Consider the following 18,340-nt stretch of genomic DNA (forward strand, 5'->3'; position numbering starts at 1 on the left):
CATATAATGAGCTAAAGAATAAAAAAGAACCTTATTGTACAGTAATTTATTAAAATTTTAAAAAAAATTTATACATAATTATTTCCGTTAAGAACATATTGCAGCATGGGGAAAGCGGTAGGATTCGCTGTTGCTGCGGCGAGGTGAAATTATTGACGCACTGTAAATGGGTAATTATGCATAGGCATACAGTATGCTAGCATAGTCACAGCGTGGTTTTTTGGATTATGCCTTCTTCGTCATCGTTTCTGCCCTCTACTGATTCAACCACATCATCTTCTTCAACTGTTTCTTTGTCGATTGCATCGATATTATTGCCCTCTTTATCTTCTTCGTCTGAATCATCTTCATACCACTCCTCATGCTCCCTGAATAACTGAAGGCTATCTTCCGTTTGGGCAACCGCAGCAGTGGGAGACAACTTGCCTAGCATAACCAAGGTTGAATCTTTTGTGACGGTTGCCTGCAGCGGCTCACTATTCTTTAACGAGGCTTTAGGTTCTGCATCCGCTGCAATTAAGCCTTGTAAGCGTTGCTGCAAGGATTTAGCTTGTGTGATGACCCAAGGTATGAGCGCACGGCCAACGGTATAAGTGATGCGGCCCAGTAAATACAAACCGCCCAATCCTGCGCTGGCTGCAAGAATACTAACTCCCACGGTTGGAAAAAATAAGCTTAAGGTAATGCCAAGTAGTGCCAAAGAACCCACCCCCACGCCTACCAGCTTATCAGTAAAAGCGCCGATACCTTTGGCTTGCTGTTGTTGCTCAAGAGTGGCAACCTTATTATGTAAACCCTGAACGATTTTCTTTTGTTTTGTATAATCCTTTTGCAAGGATTCAATTTCCAAAGACAATGCCTGGATGCGCTCCTCGGGTAACTTGCCTAACAATTCCTGTTCTTTCTGCGCGGCTTGATTTTGAATGTCGATAAATTTTTCTTCTTCTACCTGGAGCCGGCTTTTAGCAGCCTTGATATTAAAGTGCAGTTCAATTTTCTTGTAAACAAACCGGGCAGCTAAAAAAATACTGACGCCCAGACCTAAGGAAGCACTGGCAATGGCGATGGGAACTGCTGCCGTTGGAAACACAGCAGCCGCAATCGCCAAACCGAGTAAAACCCCTGAATAGAGCCAACGTGCATTTTTGGATAAAGTAACTTGCGATTTCTCACCCGCAATCCACGATGCCAAATACAGCGCAGGTACGCGGATAAAATCCAAAGCAGATAATACTAATGAGCCATAATGAAAACCATTGGATAGGATTTTTGCTTCTTTTGCGGAATGTGCAAAAACCCCACCGATTTGCAGGAGCTGGGTCACTGCTGTCCCTGTATCATTTGCACTGCCTGCCAGATCGCCGGCAACAGGTGTAACTTTTTTTAACAAGGTCACCAGTAATGAGGACTTCTTTTTACGAACGACCCCGGTAAAAGCAACGCCCTTTTTCATTTCTCGCAATGAGGACAGGAGCTTATCTTGTAAGCCTTCATTTAAATTCAGGGTATCTTCAATTTTTTCCTGCATAACCATGATAAATTACTCGCATGTATGTTTTATATTTTAGCAAGTAAACATTAAGAAAAGCTGAAGTCGTTTTTTGTTGGCGAAAAAAACGGAATTGAAATGTAACAAGCTGATAATTTAATAAATTTTCTCAGCCATTTCTTGCCAGCCCCCCCTCTTCTCATCTATATTTTTTCATATTGGACATTTATTCTGAGCACCATGGCAAAAAATGCGCTCTATTTAGCCGGAGGTGGGGCACGCGGCGCCTATCAAGCCGGGGTCTTAAAGGCAATTTCCCATATATTGCAAGCAAAAACCCTGCCTTTTAGCATGGTCAGCGGCGTTAGCATCGGCAGCATTAATGCTGCCATCATTGCTCAGCATGCGGATGATTTTCCGGCTGCCATCGACAAGCTTGAAACTTTATGGCGGGAAATCCGTTGTCAGGATATTTTTAATACCAGTAATTATGAACTAGGCAAATCCGTTGTAAAAAATTTAAGCCGTATCATCATCCGCCAACGTCAGACCGGACATTTGCTTGATACAGCCCCTCTGCATGAACTAATTCGAGCCAACATTGATTTCGCACGGATAAAAAGCAACATCGCCAACCATTATCTAGAAACCATGGAAGTGATGAGTATTTGTTATGAAACACAACAAACCATATCGTTCTACCAGCACCATCAACCTGAATTTGCAGATTGGCATTATCCCCGCCATATCAGTCAGCGGGTTGACATGGACATGCCACACATTCTAGCTTCTAGCGCACTACCTTTGTTCTTTCCCACCATTCGCATCGGCGGCTGCCACTATGGCGATGGCAGCATTGGCCTGGTGGCACCCTTACGTGGTGCCGTACGTTTTAATGTCGAAAAAATTTTAATTTTGGGTACCCGGCAATTCCCTGTCTTTGCCGAACCGGAAAAATTAAGCAACGGCGACATCGGCTTTGCCCATATTTTAGGAAACATGTTAAACGGATTATTTTTGGATAACCTGGATCGCGATATTGAAATGGTCAATCGTATGAATGACATCGCACGCCTGCTATCCATGTGGAAAAAACGCCATTCACCCTGGCGGCCCATTGAGACGCTGCATTTACGTCCCAGCATTGATGTCTCTGCTTTAGCGCAAACCCAATACCATGCCATGCCGGGATTATTGCGTTTCTTGTTAAATGCGTTGGGGGCACAACGCCATTCAGGCGACTTACTGAGTTTTCTATTATTTGAAAAAGAATTCACAGGCGAACTGATTGACTTGGGTTATCACGATACCATGGCTTCTGCCACTACGGTGACGAAATTTTTTTCCTAATCATTTATTGCAGTCGCTGCACCTGTCGACTTCTTAATTCTTCGAGAACAGTCTTGGTTGCAGGCTTTACTCCATGCCAAATGTAAAAAGCTTCGGCGGCTTGCTCGACCAGCATGCCTAACCCATCCCGGCCTTCGCATTGCTGTGCAACCGCCCACATTACAAATGGGGTTTGGCCATGCGCCTGATAAGCCAAATCGTAACAAAGCGGTTTAGTGCTGAAAACCACAGGAGGCAAGGCGATGTTGCTTCCCTCAAGGCTTGCTGCCGTGGAGTTGATGATCAAGTCAAACCCTTCATCAAGTTCATTAAAATGCAAAGGCTTTAATAAAGGAAACTCAAGGCTAAGCATTTCTGCTTTCGCAAAAGTTCGATTGGCAATCACAAACCTTGCAGGATTTGCAGCTAATAAATTACCAATGATGCCGCGTGCTGCGCCACCCGCTCCCAGCAGCAGGATTTTTTTATTTTCCACGTCCATGTGGCGCTGCAAATCGCGTATTAATCCGATACCGTCGGTATTATCCGCATGCAGCGCTCCATTTTGCATCCAAAGCGTATTGGCGGCTTTTGCTGTCTGGCATCTTTGGGTAGCGATGTGGGCAAGGGTGAATGCTTGTTGCTTGCACGGCAATGTGATGTTAAGACCGTTACCGCCTGCTCTAAAAAAATCACGCACTTGCGCGGCAAAATCTGGCAAATTGATGTTGATTTTTTCATAAATCAATTCAATTTTAACTTGCCTGGCAAATGCCTGGTGAATAAACGGCGACAAGCTATGCTCCACCGGGTTGCCCATCACAGCGTAACATTTTTTCTGCATGTTGTTGCCTTAAAATTAATCTTGCAAGCTCTTCTCTACCAATTCTTGCAAATCTTTTGATAAATCCAGCGAAGACAAGCGCTGCAATTGTTCTTTCATCAAATGTTGTCTGTCTGCAGCAAACTTGCGCCAGCGCGTAAACGGCGTAGCCAACCGCGCGGAAACTTGCGGATTGTATTTATCTATTTGCAACAACATATCGGTTAAAAATACATACCCACTTCCATCTGCGGCATGAAAATGACGAGGATTGCCTTGACTAAAAGCGCCAATTAAAGAGCGTACTTTATTCGGATTTTTCATGTTGAATGCAGGATGGGCCAACAATTTTTTCACCCGCTCTAAAGTCCCTGGTAATTCGCTTGTAGCCTGCAAGACAAACCATTTATCAAGAACCAAATCATCATGCGACCATTGTGCATAAAAAGCAGAGAGCGCTTTTTCGCGCATCTCCGCATGCTCTGCATTAACCAATAAACTTAAACTGGCAATTTGATCCGTCATCGTCTGCGCTTTAACAAATTGATCATGGCAAAGGTGCAGGGCACGAGCTTCATCTCCCTTCATCAGCAGCCACAAGGAAATATTGCGCAATTTACGCCGGTTATACGCCACCCCGTGCATCGCATGATCTTCTTCTTGCCATAAAACTTCGTAACACTGCCAAGCGTCATCAAAAAGGGCCGCCCCTAATTGGGCACGGTAGGAATCGCGAGCCTCTTCCAACAAACCAACGTCTACCGCCGCCAATTCAGCTGCAGCTTCCTCAAAACCAGGCGGGTTTAACAATTCAGCGCGCAATGCAGCATCTTGGTCGCTATCTTGTAATACGAACCGATACGCTTTAATCAAATTTTCCGGTATGCACCATTGCTCTTTGGCCGAGCGATAAAAACTCTGCACGCAATTTAGAGCCAAACATTGGGCGGCATTCCATTTTGCAAATCCATCCGTTTCAAACTGCAACAGTGCCAGTAAATCTTCTTGTGACTGAATTTGCTTTAAAATAACGGGGGATGAAAATTCCCGCAACAGGGAAATAATGGGGCGGCTTTGCAACCCGGTAAACGTAAATGTTTGCTCCCTTTCCCGCAACTCCAATACTTGCGTAGCAAGCGGCATTTGCTTGCCTTGCTCGTCAAATAGCGCAATGCGTATGGGGATATGGAATGGTTTTTTATCCTTGCATTCCGGCGTGGGACGGCATGTTTGTGCCAATGTTAGGGTCAATTCCCCGCTACAATAATCACTTTTTACGGCGATTTCCGGCGTACCGGCTTGGCTGTACCATAACTTAAATTGCGTAAGATCGACTGCATTTGCATCTTCCATAGCTGCAACAAAATCATCAATAGTAACTGCCTGCCCATCGTGCCGGGCGAAATATAAATCCATGCCGCGGCGAAACCCTTCTTTGCCCAGCAACGTCTGTTGCATGCGAATGACCTCGGCACCTTTATTGTAAACCGTCGCGGTGTAGAAATTATTTATTTCCTGGTAAGATTCAGGGCGCACCGGATGGGCCATGGCACCAGCGTCTTCTGGAAATTGCGTGTTGCGCAATACCTTAACATCTAAAATACGATTTACATCACGTGAATTCATGTCCCGGGAAAATTCTTGATCACGAAACACGGTTAATCCTTCCTTTAAACTTAATTGGAACCAGTCGCGGCAAGTGATCCGGTTTCCAGTCCAGTTATGGAAATATTCATGGCCAACCACACCTTCTATATTGGCATAATCCACATCGGTTGCCGTATCAGGCCGAGCCAGGATGTATTTGGAATTGAAAATATTCAATCCTTTATTTTCCATGGCACCCATGTTGAAATCACTTACTGCAACGATCATAAAAATATCCAGATCGTACTCGCGACCGTATTCTACTTCATCCCAACGCATGGCTTTCTGCAAAGAATCCATGGCATGCTGGCATTTATTTTCGTTCCCCGGTTCAACAAAAATATGCAAATCAACCCGTCTTTTGGAGGCTGTGATGAATTCATCAGAAATTTGGACTAAATTTCCAGCAACCAATGCGAACAAGTAAGACGGTTTCTTAAACGGATCTTCCCATAGCACCCAATGCCTGCCATTCGCCTCATCGCCAGATGCAACCAAATTACCATTGGAAAGCAGTACAGGATATTGACGTTTGTCAGCATGAATTTTCGTAGTAAAAATACTTAAGACATCCGGCCGGTCTGGATAAAAGGTCATGCGCCGGAACCCTTCCGCTTCGCATTGCGTACAAAACATTTGCCTGGAGCGGTAAAGGCCTGACAGGCTCGTATTATCTTGTGGACGGATGCGCGTGACGATAGATAAGCTGAATTCATCAGGGCATACCGGGATGATAAGATTTCCCTCACGCAATTCGTATGCATCCGCCGCAAGCCCCTGGCCGTTCATGGCGATACTCAATAATTCAAGTTCATCGCCACATAAATGCAATCCCCCTTCCCGCTGCCGTTTCAACTGCATTTGGTTCGTCACCAGCGCGTGGTCGTCGTATAAATCAAAATCCAGCGCGACGGATTCCACGGAAAAAACAGGCGGTTGATAATCTTTGCGATAAATAGTCTTGGGCATGGTGTCGTTCCTGTATATAACAACTTTTTAAGCGATTATGAAAAATAATTAAAATTACTAGCTATACTCAAAATAAGTGATAAGTATCATGCTTTTATCAGTGAAATAGAAAAAAGAAAAGGATTTGCAGTGAAAAGAATTCTTTATTCTTCCGCTATAAAAATAAAAGTATTGAAAATTAGCATATTCAACCATCACCCAAAGCATATTTTTTATGGTATTGTCATCCGTTAGGGATGAGTAATAGGGGAATAACTTATGAATACGCAAGATTTTTTGGCAGGATACACGCGCCGCTTCGTGGATAACAAAGAGGAAGAATTGTCACTGGATGAATACCTTGAGTTATGCCGTACCGATCCTTCTGCTTATGCCAACCCCGCCGAGCGTCTGCTCATGGCGATTGGCGAGCCAGAATTGGTAGACACCCGCCACGATCCTGTTTTGTCCAGAATTTTCTCCAATAAAATCATTCACCGTTATGCTGTATTTAATGATTTTTATGGCATGGAAGAACCCATTGAACAAATCGTTGGTTTTTTAAAACATGCAGCCCAGGGCTTGGAAGAAACCAAACAAGTCCTTTATTTACTGGGGCCTGTAGGCGGCGGTAAATCTTCTTTGGCAGAGAAACTCAAGGATTTGATGGAAAAAACACCTTTTTATGCAATTAAAGGTTCACCTGTTTTCGATTCACCACTTTCCTTATTCAACCCGGATGAAGATGGGGAATTACTTTTTGAACGCTTCGGTATTCCCAAGCGTTATTTGCGCTACGTGATGTCCCCTTGGGCTATTAAACGCCTTCACGAATACAACGGTGACATTAATAAATTCAAGGTTATCAAAGTTAAACCATCGCGTATGAAGCAGATTGCCATCGCCAAAACAGAACCTGGTGATGAGAATAATCAGGATATTTCTTCGCTGGTGGGAAAAGTGGATATCCGCAAGCTGGAAGAATTTTCGCAGGATGATCCGGATGCATACAGTTATTCCGGCGGACTTTGCCGCGCCAATCGCGGTTTGCTGGAATTCGTGGAAATGTTTAAGGCACCGATCAAAGTATTGCATCCTTTATTAACCGCAACCCAGGAAGGGAATTACAATCCTACCGAGGGTCTGTCTGCCATTCCTTTTGAAGGCATCATACTTGCCCACTCAAACGAAGCAGAATGGCAAACTTTCCGCAACAACAAAAACAATGAAGCATTCATTGACCGTATTAACATCGTTAAAGTTCCTTATTGCTTGCGCGTTTCCGAAGAAATTAAAATTTATAAAAAATTGCTTGATAACAGTTCCTTAAGCCATGCTCCATGTGCACCGGGAACTCTGGACATGCTTGCACAATTTTCTGTGTTAACGCGTTTGAAAGAACCGCAAAATTCAAGCATATACTCCAAGTTGCGCGTTTATAATGGCGAAAGCTTGAAAGATACGGACCCTAAAGCAAAATCCTATCAAGAATACCGTGATTTTGCCGGCGTTGATGAAGGCATGACCGGAATTTCCACGCGCTTTTCATTTAAAATCCTATCAAAAGTCTTTAACTTTGATCATGCCGAAGTCGCAGCCAATCCCGTGCACCTGCTTTATGTGCTGGAACGCCAAATTGAACAAGAGCAATTTCCGCAAGAAGTGCACGAAAAATATCTGACCTTCATTAAAGAATTTTTATCACCTAAATACGTTGAATTTATAGGTAAGGAAATCCAAACCGCTTATCTTGAATCCTATTCAGAATATGGTCAGAATATTTTTGACCGCTACATCACTTATGCTGATTTCTGGATCCAGGATCAAGATTACCGCGACCCGGATACCGGAGAAATTTTTGACCGTGCAGCCCTGAACTCAGAACTTGAGAAGATAGAAAAACCCGCCGGGATTTCAAACCCCAAAGATTTCCGCAACGAAGTCGTCAACTTTGTGTTAAGAGCGCGCGCCAATAACCATGGCAACAATCCACGCTGGAATAGTTATGAAAAATTGCGTACGGTTATTGAGAAAAAAATGTTCACCAATACCGAAGATTTACTTCCTGTGATTTCTTTTAACGCAAAAGCATCTGAGGAAGATAAGAAGAAACATGAAGAATTTATCGCACGGATGGTGGAAAAAGGATACACCCCCAAACAAGTACGATTGTTGTGTGAATGGTATTTAAGGGTGCGTAAATCGCAATAATGAGTTGATAAATCCTCCGCTTCGATGCCAACTCAAAGCGGAGGATAAACGGGAAGTGTATTTATGACCCAATTGATTGATAGGCGACAAACTTCAGGGAAAAAAAGCACGGTTAACCGCCAGCGTTTTTTACGTCGCTACAAAAATCAAATTAAGCGCGCTGTAACCGATGCCGTCAGCCGACGCAGCATCACTGAAATCGATCAGGGAGAGCAAATCAGCATCCCGGCGAAAGACATCAGTGAACCACGCTTCGCGCGCGGTTATGGCGGCGTACTGGAACGTGTTTTGCCCGGTAATGATGAATTTACAACCGGCGATCGCATCAAACGCCCAGGTAGCGCCAATAGCAGTGGCAGCGGCAGTCAAGCCAGCAACAGCGGCGAAGGAGAAGATGATTTTATCTTCCAATTATCGCGGGAAGAATTTCTGGAACTTTATTTTGAAGACTTAGAACTCCCCGATTTGGTAAGGAAAGAATTGGCACGCATCAATACTTTCAAAACAGTGCGCGCCGGCATAACGAGTAGCGGCACCCCGACAAACATCAACGTGCTGCGTTCCATGCGCCAAGCTACCAGCCGACGCATTGCTTTGGGATCTCCTTACCGGCGCCAATTGCGTGAAGCAGAAGCTGAACTTGCCCGTCTGCAAGCTTTAAACGCAGATCATTTGGACATCACGCGTTTGGAACGAGACATTCAGTTTTTGAAAAAGAAGCTCAATGCAGTGCCTTTCATCGATACGATTGACTTACGCTACAACAACCGCGTGCGCATGCCGGCTCCATCCACGCAAGCAGTGATGTTTTGCATCATGGATGTCTCAGGTTCTATGGATGAACCCAAAAAAGATATTGCCAAACGCTTTTTCATTTTACTGTACCTTTTTTTGACGCGAAATTATGAAAAAATTGAATTGGTATTTATCCGCCACCACACATCCGCGAAAGAAGTCACAGAAGAAGATTTTTTCTATTCAAGAGAAACGGGCGGCACGGTCGTCTCCAGCGCACTGGAACTGCTGAGCCAAATTATCGAAACCCGCTACAATCCAGCTGCCTGGAATATTTACGTGGCACAAGCATCAGATGGCGATAACTGGAATGCCGACTCGCCTTATTGTCTGGAATTGCTGCAAGAAAAAATTATGCCCATGCTGCAGTATTTCGCCTATATTGAAATCATGCCGCGACACCACCAAAGTTTATGGGAAGTGTATCAGCAGGTGCGCAAACATCATCCAAATTTTGCGATGGAAAATATCGATAATGTCGTGGATATTTATCCCGTATTTCGTGAGTTGTTTAAAAGGAAAACAGCATGAAACCGCGAAAAAAACCTTTATCTACCGGTGCTGAGTGGACATTTGAACTTCTACAGACTTATGATCGGGAAATTGCCCGCATTGCGAAAGACTTCAGGCTGGATACTTATCCAAACCAAATTGAAGTCATTAGCGCAGAGCAAATGATGGATTGCTACGCTTCAGTCGGCATGCCCATAGGCTACCACCACTGGTCTTTTGGCAAACATTTTGTCAATGTAGAAAAAAGTTATCAACGCGGCCAGATGGGATTGGCTTATGAATTGGTCATCAATTCCAACCCTTGCATTTCCTATTTAATGGAAGAAAACACCATGGCTATGCAGGCGCTGGTGATAGCTCATGCCTGTTACGGCCACAACTCATTTTTCAAAAACAATTATTTGTTTAAAATGTGGACATCAGCCGATGCCATTATTGATTACCTCTTATTTGCCAAAAATTACATCAGTGAATGCGAAGAGCGCTACGGAATAGAAGACGTTGAATCGACACTGGATGCGTGCCATGCATTGATGAATTATGGTGTGGACCGCTATAAACACCCAACAGCCCTAACGATTCAGGAAGAAAAGATCCGTCAGCAAAACCGGGAGATTTATCTGCAATCGCAAATTAATGAGTTATGGCGGACGATCCCTTTTAATAAAGAAACTTTCCACAAACGCGAGAAGAAACGTTTCCCCGAAGAGCCGCAAGAAAATATCCTTTATTTCATCGAAAAAAATGCTCCGTTGCTGCATCCTTGGCAACGCGAGATCGTGCGCATTGTGCGTAAAATTGCGCAATATTTTTATCCGCAAGGACAAACCAAGGTCATGAATGAAGGCTGGGCATGCTTCTGGCATTACACTTTGCTGCATGCGCTTTACGACGAAGGCTTGGTTACCGATGAATTCATGCTGGAAGTACTGCAAAATCACACCAACGTCATCATGCAGCCTGCTTACAACAGTCCTTATTATAGCGGCATCAACCCCTACACCTTGGGTTATCACATGATGCAAGACATCAAACGCATCTGTGAAAATCCCACCCCGGAAGATAAATTCTGGTTTCCAGAACTTGTCAACAGCGATTGGTTAAAGAGCCTTGACAATGCCATGCGCAATTTCAAGGATGAAAGTTTCATAGCACAATTCCTTTCGCCACGAGTCATTCGTGAATTGAAATTATTTCATATTCTTGACGATGATCGTTATCCAGAATTAGTCGTAGGTGCTATCCATGATGAGGGCGGCTACCAGCAAATCCGGGAAGCATTATCAAGACAATACAACTTAGGTTATCTCGAACCTGATATCCAGGTTTTTTCCGTCGACATGGAAGGCGATCGCACCCTTACCCTGCACTATATGCAACATGAGCGCGCGCCATTAGGGAATACAACGCATGAAGTATTAAAGCATCTGCACAGCTTATGGAAATTTCCCGTAGCGTTGAAAACCATCGATAACAAAGGGCAAGTGATGGGAGAATTCCATTGCCCGCCGCCTGCAAGCAATCCCAGCACACCCGACAAATCATCCTAGCCAAACCCAGCAAGGGTGATGACGCTTCACCCTGCTGATGCTCCCATCGTTTCACTAATGTTGCATCCGTGTAAAAAGCATGGCAATAACATCAAGTTTCATCTGGTTATCACTTGCATCCCGCGGTCTTAACCCCGCGGAATTGCAATTGTTTGTGCGATGCGCTTATTTTGCTGCAAGCTCAATGGCGAATGCTAAGCCAAGCTTGGTGTAATTCCTCATATGTTGCTGATTGAGCAAGTTCATGCCGTCGGCTGCAGTGTGGATAAAAGGATTATGATCTTCAAAGCTGGTCTCACAAGGGAATGAAGCAGGTATGCCTTCTTGCGTCCAGGAAGCATGATCGCTGCACCCATAGCCACACTGGGAATAAGCTACCGGTACTTTAATGTAAGCTTTAATCAATTGCGCTAAAAACCGGTTTAATTTTTGGTTTGTATAATCCGTAAAAATCCACATGGTATTATCTTTGGCATGATGACGATAACCTGTCATATCCAGCTGCAACACAGCATGCACCGGGATGGATTTCTGCATAAAATCCTGTACAACTTGCTGGGAGCCAACTAAGCCTCGTTCCTCAGCGGCATACCAGATGATATAAATAGGGCGTTTAAACTGGATGTCTGCAGCTAATAAAATACGGGCAATTTCCATTGCAGTCGCCGAGCCGGTGGCATCATCATCCGCCCCTGGCATCCTGTCCATCCCATCGCGGCCGAGAGTGTCCATGTGTGCACCAATGACAATAGCAGGAGCTTTTTTACTTTTGCCAATCACAGTAACGACAGAAGGCTGCACGTAAGGAGCTCGCGTTTGTACATAAAAAGTCTCCGCATCTTTATTGCCATGTTCTAAAATAAGCCTGTCAACCTGCTCTTTTATCCATTCGGCAGTCCTTACGCCGTTTTCGTTAAAGGCGGAACGATTCACGAAAGCAGACAAATGGGTGATGGTCTGCCACATGGCTTGCAAATCGATCTGCTGCAATGCTTTGCGCACCAGCTTTTGGTGACGGAGGCGATTATCCCCCGCAAAAGTCCTTGCGTGCGCAGGCTTATCCAATAAGGCTGCAGCGGTTTCTTGCCGCTTTGTTAACGATTCACTGGAGATTAAATGGCTGACGTTTACGAAATGGCCACAATGAATTTGCTCTGCCAACTGGCTTAACGTGTCTAAATCATGCAAATTAAGTTCAATAATTTTATACTGAGCGTTTTCTGCCAGGATCTTATGTGCAAATTTTATATTATTGGCCAAACAAGCTGGCAATTGCACTTGCTCTTTAACAAGAGGAGTTTTTGCTGTTAACGAATACGACAACAGCATGCAACACATTAAAAAAATAAACCTTCCCGGCATGTTCTTCTCCTTAAGAATCAATTAAATAAAACAAATTTGCTTAAATTTTTATTTTTTCGCTTCTTTTTTTGTTACCAAGCTTCGGCTACTATGTGGCTTTCATTCTAAAGAACCTGTTGATCCACGTGTATTTTTTCACGAAATGGTTAATTTTTACATAGGAGTTACAAGCAATGAAGTCGGCCACTACTGCTCTCACCAAAAAAATAAAACTTTATGAAGAGCAACTTGCCAATATTTTGCGAAATTTAGAAGAAAAACACAATAAAGCTACGGCAAAATATCGGGTGCCCCAATATGCGGATGCTAATAATCAACTTAACACTGCTTTGCAATACTATGAAGAAACCCAAAAGAAAACCATTGCTATAGTCTTGGAATTCAAACAAACGCTTGAGGGTAGCACACTTAATGAAACGCAACAAAAACGCTTGAATAATATAACCGAGCTTAATGCGAAAATCCTTAGAAAAATTACATTAATGCAGCAAACTCAAATTACACTGCAAAAAATTTTAGCTTCATTAGAAACCCCAAATGAAGCTAAAGAAACACCGCGGGAAACACTGTCGGAGGAAAAACCCGTCGAAATTATTAGCCAACCGTCAGAAAAAACACCTTCAACATTGCCAGTTGAAATTGTACAGGAAAAAACACCGCAGCTACCGGCACAAGAGACACCTCCTCAGGAAGTAGGACATGAAGGAAACGCCATGTACTCACCGCCTGAATCCTTAGACGATGAAGTTGTGCCAATCACCGAAATTGACAAAGTTTTGCAAGCTTTGCAAACCTGGCTAAGTCAAAATGAACCATCCGAGCTGCATGGCAAAATAAAAACACTGATCAGCATCGTAGCGGACTTGCGCGAGCAACGCCAAGCCTCGGATGAGTTTTTATCGGCAACACTCAACCATACGCATCAGTTATTAATGAATAACTATTCGATAGAAGAATACCAACAGGAAGCAGCCAAGCTTAAAAGCTCCCCTACCTTTACCCTGCGTCTGTTAGGAGGAGTCATGGCGGCTATTGGCTTACTAGTCCTTGCCCTAGGGGTAGCCTTGGCTCCTACAGGGGTGGCTGCAGTTGGCGCCGTAATAGCTGGCGGAGTTTTTATGTCTGCCGGCTCTGGATTAACCGCGTACAGCTTTTTCACCAAAGGGAAGCATCCAGAATTAGGCCATGCCTTGGCTGATGTTGCGGCAAGCAAACTGAATGGCTCTACTGTTGCTAACCATGAAGAAGAAAACACGTCTTTGATGCTGCAAACCAATTGATTAGCTGACTCAGCTTGCCTTCTGGCAAGCTGGGTTTCTTGCTGCTTTTTAAAGAGGCTTCCGCCAGCCACTTTCCTTGCTATCGTTATTGATAATCATTTGCATTTGTAATAAAGTACCAATTCTGCAAAATTATCTTTTAAATAAAATGAAAAGCAAAAAAATACCTTATTACTTATTCCTGCTGTTGCTCACCTGCGGCGCCAGTTTGATTCTTGGCTTTTTAAGTTTTGGGGGTATGTTTGCCCTTTGGCCTGTGCTGCCGCTTGCGGCAGGGGCATTTGTTTTGTCCGTTGCTTATGAAAGCGAAATTTATTTTCAAAACATCAAAGGTTCTTTGCTGAAGCTTTTAAAGCATAATTATTTAAAAAATGAATTAGGTAAGGAATTCCTGCTCACCCATTTCCCGAAAGACACGGAACATTGCCCGCAGTTTTGCAAAGATTACCAGAAACAATTGGAATTGCTGCATAAATTTGCGCATAAACGTCTGGATGCAGAAGACGAAGACCGTAAACAAGAGATTGAAAAAACATTACGCGACATGGAAAAATGGTTTGCCGTCCAGCTCTTTCGCCCTGTAGACGATACCCAAGAATTAAGCCCCTATGAAGAAGAACTCAATGCCTGGTTAAAAGAACACGATGCTCAAGCTTTCGTTAAAAAATACCATACGCAGAAACTGGCTTTTAATGCCGCAAAAATTTTCAGCACACTGGCTGGCATTTTTATGGGGATAGGTTCGACCTACCTCCTGGTGGAAGCATTCACTATTATCCCTTTCCTGGCCGCCATCCCATTCGGTGTATTGCCGACTCTGATTATCCCTATGGCAGTTGTGGCTGGAGCAGCCTATGGCATGCTCACTTATAATGCAATAACTGACATGATTGCTAATGACACCATTCGCAAATGGTTCAGGAAAGTCCGCGACGACTGGAATAATGGTTTGACGCTGCACAGCGTATTTATAGGACTTTCTGCTGTTTTCCTTTCCGTGCTGGCATTGGCTTTGACTATTTGTACTGCCGGAACATGGTGGAGTATCGCGCGTGCATCCCGCCCTCTGTTCAGCTGGATGGCCACTTCCATCCCGCAATTCATTGTAGGGGTTGTTAACCCTGTTATCATCGGTTTTGCCTCCATCATTTTTAATTTACAAAATACCAGTGAAACCTTAAGCATGGTTGAAAAAGCCATTCGGCCTGCCGAGAAAGATAAACCTCAGGAAGGTTTTTTTTCCCGCTGGATTACAACCGTTAAAGAGCGTTTTACCCGCCTCTACGCACAGGAAAATATTTTGCAAATTCTTAATCCCTTCCGTCTTTTTCTGACCATTGTGACGGCTCCCTTGCGCATCGTTATGTTCATCGGCCATTTGATCAGCATGGGGGTAAGTGATGATCGGGTACCGGGCATTCCGGAATGGGCTACCGCAACCATGAGTACCTGCAGCGAAACCCTGGAAGATTTTCATTACTTCTTTGATTTTGCTGCAGATGAAGATAGTCATCACCACGCTGATGACTCCCATAGCCAGGCCCGCCATAAACATCAGCATGAGGATCAGGAAAAAAAACACGCCGCGCATCTTAAAGAATTGCTTCAGGAGCGTTTAGGCAAAGGACACGATCATAGTCATAACAATGATATTCCCACCCGCATCCTGAAGCGGCTATTCATCCCGATTTATTTTGCAGCAGCATGCTGGGATTACCTAACCAGTAAATTAAACAGCGGTCAGCGCCCCGTCCTGGAATTTCGGCGCGCTTTTGAAAAGCAATGGGGATTGGATGAAATCAAGAAAGTATCTGTTAAAGAAACCAAAGAACCATCCCTGCAGTGGAAAAAAGAGCGCGCCATTTACAAAATTGAGCGCTTCAAGGAAAAACATTTGCAAAACGTTTGGGTCAGCCAAGAATTGGCGCAGGGAAAAGCCCAGCAATTAACCCGTCTGCAACACGACTTGCGCGAGCTTGAGCTGGATGCTGACGATGTGTTGACCACAAGAATAGAGCAGGAAGCAAACCATGCTGCGTATGGCAAACACCGCTTTTTCACCAATGCAACTGCAGAAACGGCAACAACAGGATTTCTGCATAATTTGGCAAAGCAGGCAAAACCAATGCGCGCCTGTTAATTTCTGCTATTCCAGCAATAAATTCTTAAGCCCTGCCAAGTGCGAGCGTGCCAGGGCTTTTGATTTCGTCTCATCCTGCTCCCCCGCCTTTCCGAACCATTCAAGACTGTCTTTAGGCAATTCATCGAGGAAACGACTTGGCAGGCAATCCTGCAATTCACCGGCGCGGCGCCGTTGCCGTGCTAATGATAAACATAAGCCTTTTTGTGCACGCGTGATTCCTACATAAGCGAGGCGACGCTCTTCTTCAATCTGCTCGGCATCGATGCTAACCCGGTGCGGCAGCAATTCTTCTTCCATGCCGACCAGGTATACAAAAGGAAATTCCAAGCCCTTGGAAGCATGTAATGTCATCAATTGCAACGTGTCGGCATCTTGTTCATCCGCTTGCTCTAAAATATCCAACAAAATTAATTTATTAATCGCATCGGGTAATTCTTTCCCAGGCTCTTTGTCTAATATCCTTCCTACCCATTCCAGCAATTCCCATACATTGTCCATACGCTTTTGCGCCTTTAAGGGCGTGTCGCATTGTTCATAAATATGAGCTTCATAACCGCTTTCTTCGACCATTTCGCGCAATACATCGACAATAGGTTCATTGTGTGAACGAAATTTTATTTTTTCAAGCCATTGCTTAAATACTTGTAATGCCGCCCGCGGCTTATCAGCAACATGCTCACTTAATGCTAAATGATCACAACAAGCATATAAACTTTGCCGGCGTATTTGCGCATAATTGCCTAAAGCAGATAGGGTGTTCTCCCCAATACCCCGTTTAGGCGTATTGATAATTCTTAAAAAAGCAGCATCGTCGGTTTCATTGCACAATAGTTTCAAATAAGCAAATACATCTTTTACCTCAGAGCGGGCAAACCAGGATTGTCCACCACTAATCCGGTATGGAATACCATGCTGGCGCAAGACTTTCTCGAACACGCGTGACTGATGATTGCCGCGATATAAAATGGCATAATCGCCATAACGCGTACGCTGACGCAATTTGTGGCTGATTAAATCTGCTACAACTTGTTCCGCTTCATCTTGATCATCCCGGCAACATAAAACACGGAGCAGATCACCTGAACCAAATTCACTCCACAAACGTTTGGGAAACAAATGCGGATTATTTGCAATCAAATGGTTGGCCGCATGCAGGATACGGGCCGTGGAACGATAGTTTTGTTCAAGCTTAATTACCTTAAGCTGTGGGTAATCACATTGCAATTGCGCCAAATTTTCCGGTCTTGCACCGCGCCAGGCGTAAATGGATTGATCATCATCGCCAACGACCGTGAAATGCGCGCGCGTTCCCACCAGTAAACGCATCAGTGCGTATTGACTGGTGCTGGAATCTTGATATTCGTCAACCAGCAAATGGCGGACTTTATTTTGCCAACGCTCGCGGATTTCTGGGTGTGTATTTAACAAATAAACCGGCAGGCGAATTAAATCGTCAAAATCCACGCCATTATAGGCTTTTAAGGCATGTTGATAACTTGTATATAATTGCGCCGCTGCCGCTGCTGAAGCATCCTCTGCCTGCCTTACGGCATCCTCTGGAGTCAATAATTCATTCTTCCAGCGGGAAATTTGCTGCTGGATGCGCAATAATTCTTCGCGATCGTTTGCACGCGCAGCAGGCATAAAATTCCGCAAAATTTGCAAACTATCTTCATTGTCAAAAATAGAAAAGCTGCTTTTTAACCCGCAATAAGTTACTTCGCGTTTGATGATGCTCAATCCCAGGGTATGGAATGTAGCCACTTTCAACCCACGGCGCGCCGGTGCAGGCAAAACAGAAGCCACGCGCTCGCGCATTTCATTAGCCGCCTTGTTGGTGAATGTAACTGCGCAAATGCTGGAAGCAGCATAGCCGCATGTTTCAATAAGGTAAGCAATTTTTTGCGTAATCACGCGGGTTTTTCCGCTTCCTGCACCAGCCAAAACCAACAAGGGTCCATCAATGTGTTTAACTGCCGCCATTTGTTGTGGATTAAGCATCATCTTATTCACGCACAAAAAACGAACATTATGACATGAATGCGAGAGCTGTAAAATTACACATGCCTTGAGACGGCTCACTCTCCATGGCAGCCACCTTAAGAAAAGCAATACAACTGGATTATTCTTTAGGCAACGTCCCTAAAGTTTTTTAGACAAGATTTCATCTTAAATTGAGCACAAATTTTTCTATTTCACTTCGATCTACCCCCTCTCCCGCGATAGGAGCTTTGATAGTATGATGATGCC

Annotated in this window: 11 protein-coding genes; 6 read left to right on the top strand and 5 right to left on the bottom strand. The window is 44.2% G+C overall.

Annotated elements, in window-relative coordinates; all coding sequences use genetic code 11:
* Nucleotides 1-205 precede the first annotated feature (205 nt).
* A complete protein-coding gene (locus tag ELY11_RS06215) occupies nt 206-1,534 on the bottom strand; it encodes a hypothetical protein (RefSeq protein ID WP_126953408.1) in 1,329 nt (442 codons plus the stop codon).
* A 195-nt stretch (nt 1,535-1,729) separates the two neighbouring features.
* Here ELY11_RS06215 and ELY11_RS06220 point away from each other — a divergent pair, with 195 nt between their 5' ends.
* Nucleotides 1,730-2,839: a patatin-like phospholipase family protein gene (locus ELY11_RS06220; RefSeq protein ID WP_126953409.1), complete on the top strand. Its 1,110-nt coding sequence runs from the start codon at nt 1,730-1,732 to the stop codon at nt 2,837-2,839.
* Between the two features lie 4 nt (nt 2,840-2,843).
* Here the strand turns inward: ELY11_RS06220 and aroE are convergent, their stop codons facing one another.
* Complete coding sequence (aroE, locus tag ELY11_RS06225; RefSeq protein WP_126953410.1) at nt 2,844-3,662, bottom strand: shikimate dehydrogenase; 819 nt, start codon at nt 3,660-3,662, stop codon at nt 2,844-2,846.
* A gap of 15 nt (nt 3,663-3,677) precedes the next feature.
* Nucleotides 3,678-6,257: an aminopeptidase N gene (pepN, locus tag ELY11_RS06230; protein WP_126953411.1), complete on the bottom strand. Its 2,580-nt coding sequence runs from the start codon at nt 6,255-6,257 to the stop codon at nt 3,678-3,680.
* Nucleotides 6,258-6,515: 258 nt separating this feature from the next.
* On the opposite strand from pepN, the gene ELY11_RS06235 reads away from it, so the two are divergent.
* The 3 genes from ELY11_RS06235 (at nt 6,516) to ELY11_RS06245 (ending at nt 11,305) form a co-directional block, all read left to right on the top strand.
* Entirely contained in the window at nt 6,516-8,447 is a 1,932-nt protein-coding gene (locus ELY11_RS06235; RefSeq protein ID WP_126953412.1) for a PrkA family serine protein kinase, read from the top strand.
* Nucleotides 8,448-8,510: 63 nt separating this feature from the next.
* Entirely contained in the window at nt 8,511-9,773 is a 1,263-nt protein-coding gene (locus tag ELY11_RS06240) for a YeaH/YhbH family protein (protein ID WP_126953413.1), read from the top strand.
* Nucleotides 9,770-11,305 carry a SpoVR family protein gene (locus tag ELY11_RS06245; protein WP_127032709.1) on the top strand — a complete coding sequence of 512 codons (1,536 nt, stop codon included), beginning with the start codon at nt 9,770-9,772 and terminating at the stop codon, nt 11,303-11,305. Before ELY11_RS06240 ends, ELY11_RS06245 begins: the two co-directional genes overlap by 4 nt.
* Nucleotides 11,306-11,470: 165 nt before the next feature.
* On the opposite strand, the gene lapA is transcribed toward ELY11_RS06245, so the two are convergent.
* On the bottom strand, nt 11,471-12,667 hold the full coding sequence (lapA, locus tag ELY11_RS06250; RefSeq protein ID WP_127032710.1) for an aminopeptidase LapA: 1,197 nt from the start codon (nt 12,665-12,667) through the stop codon (nt 11,471-11,473).
* 173 nt (nt 12,668-12,840) lie between these two features.
* Here lapA and ELY11_RS06255 point away from each other — a divergent pair, with 173 nt between their 5' ends.
* Together ELY11_RS06255 and ELY11_RS06260 are read left to right on the top strand one after the other, a co-directional pair.
* Complete coding sequence (locus ELY11_RS06255) at nt 12,841-13,947, top strand: hypothetical protein (protein WP_127032711.1); 1,107 nt, start codon at nt 12,841-12,843, stop codon at nt 13,945-13,947.
* Nucleotides 13,948-14,095: 148 nt separating this feature from the next.
* Nucleotides 14,096-16,087: an ECF transporter S component family protein gene (locus tag ELY11_RS06260; RefSeq protein WP_127032712.1), complete on the top strand. Its 1,992-nt coding sequence runs from the start codon at nt 14,096-14,098 to the stop codon at nt 16,085-16,087.
* Nucleotides 16,088-16,093: 6 nt separating this feature from the next.
* Here ELY11_RS06260 and ELY11_RS06265 read toward each other — a convergent pair whose 3' ends face one another.
* Complete coding sequence (locus tag ELY11_RS06265) at nt 16,094-18,091, bottom strand: UvrD-helicase domain-containing protein (RefSeq protein WP_127032715.1); 1,998 nt, start codon at nt 18,089-18,091, stop codon at nt 16,094-16,096.
* Nucleotides 18,092-18,340 lie beyond the last annotated feature (249 nt).

The organism is Legionella septentrionalis, assembly GCF_003989745.1.
Classification (GTDB): domain Bacteria; phylum Pseudomonadota; class Gammaproteobacteria; order Legionellales; family Legionellaceae; genus Legionella_A; species Legionella_A septentrionalis.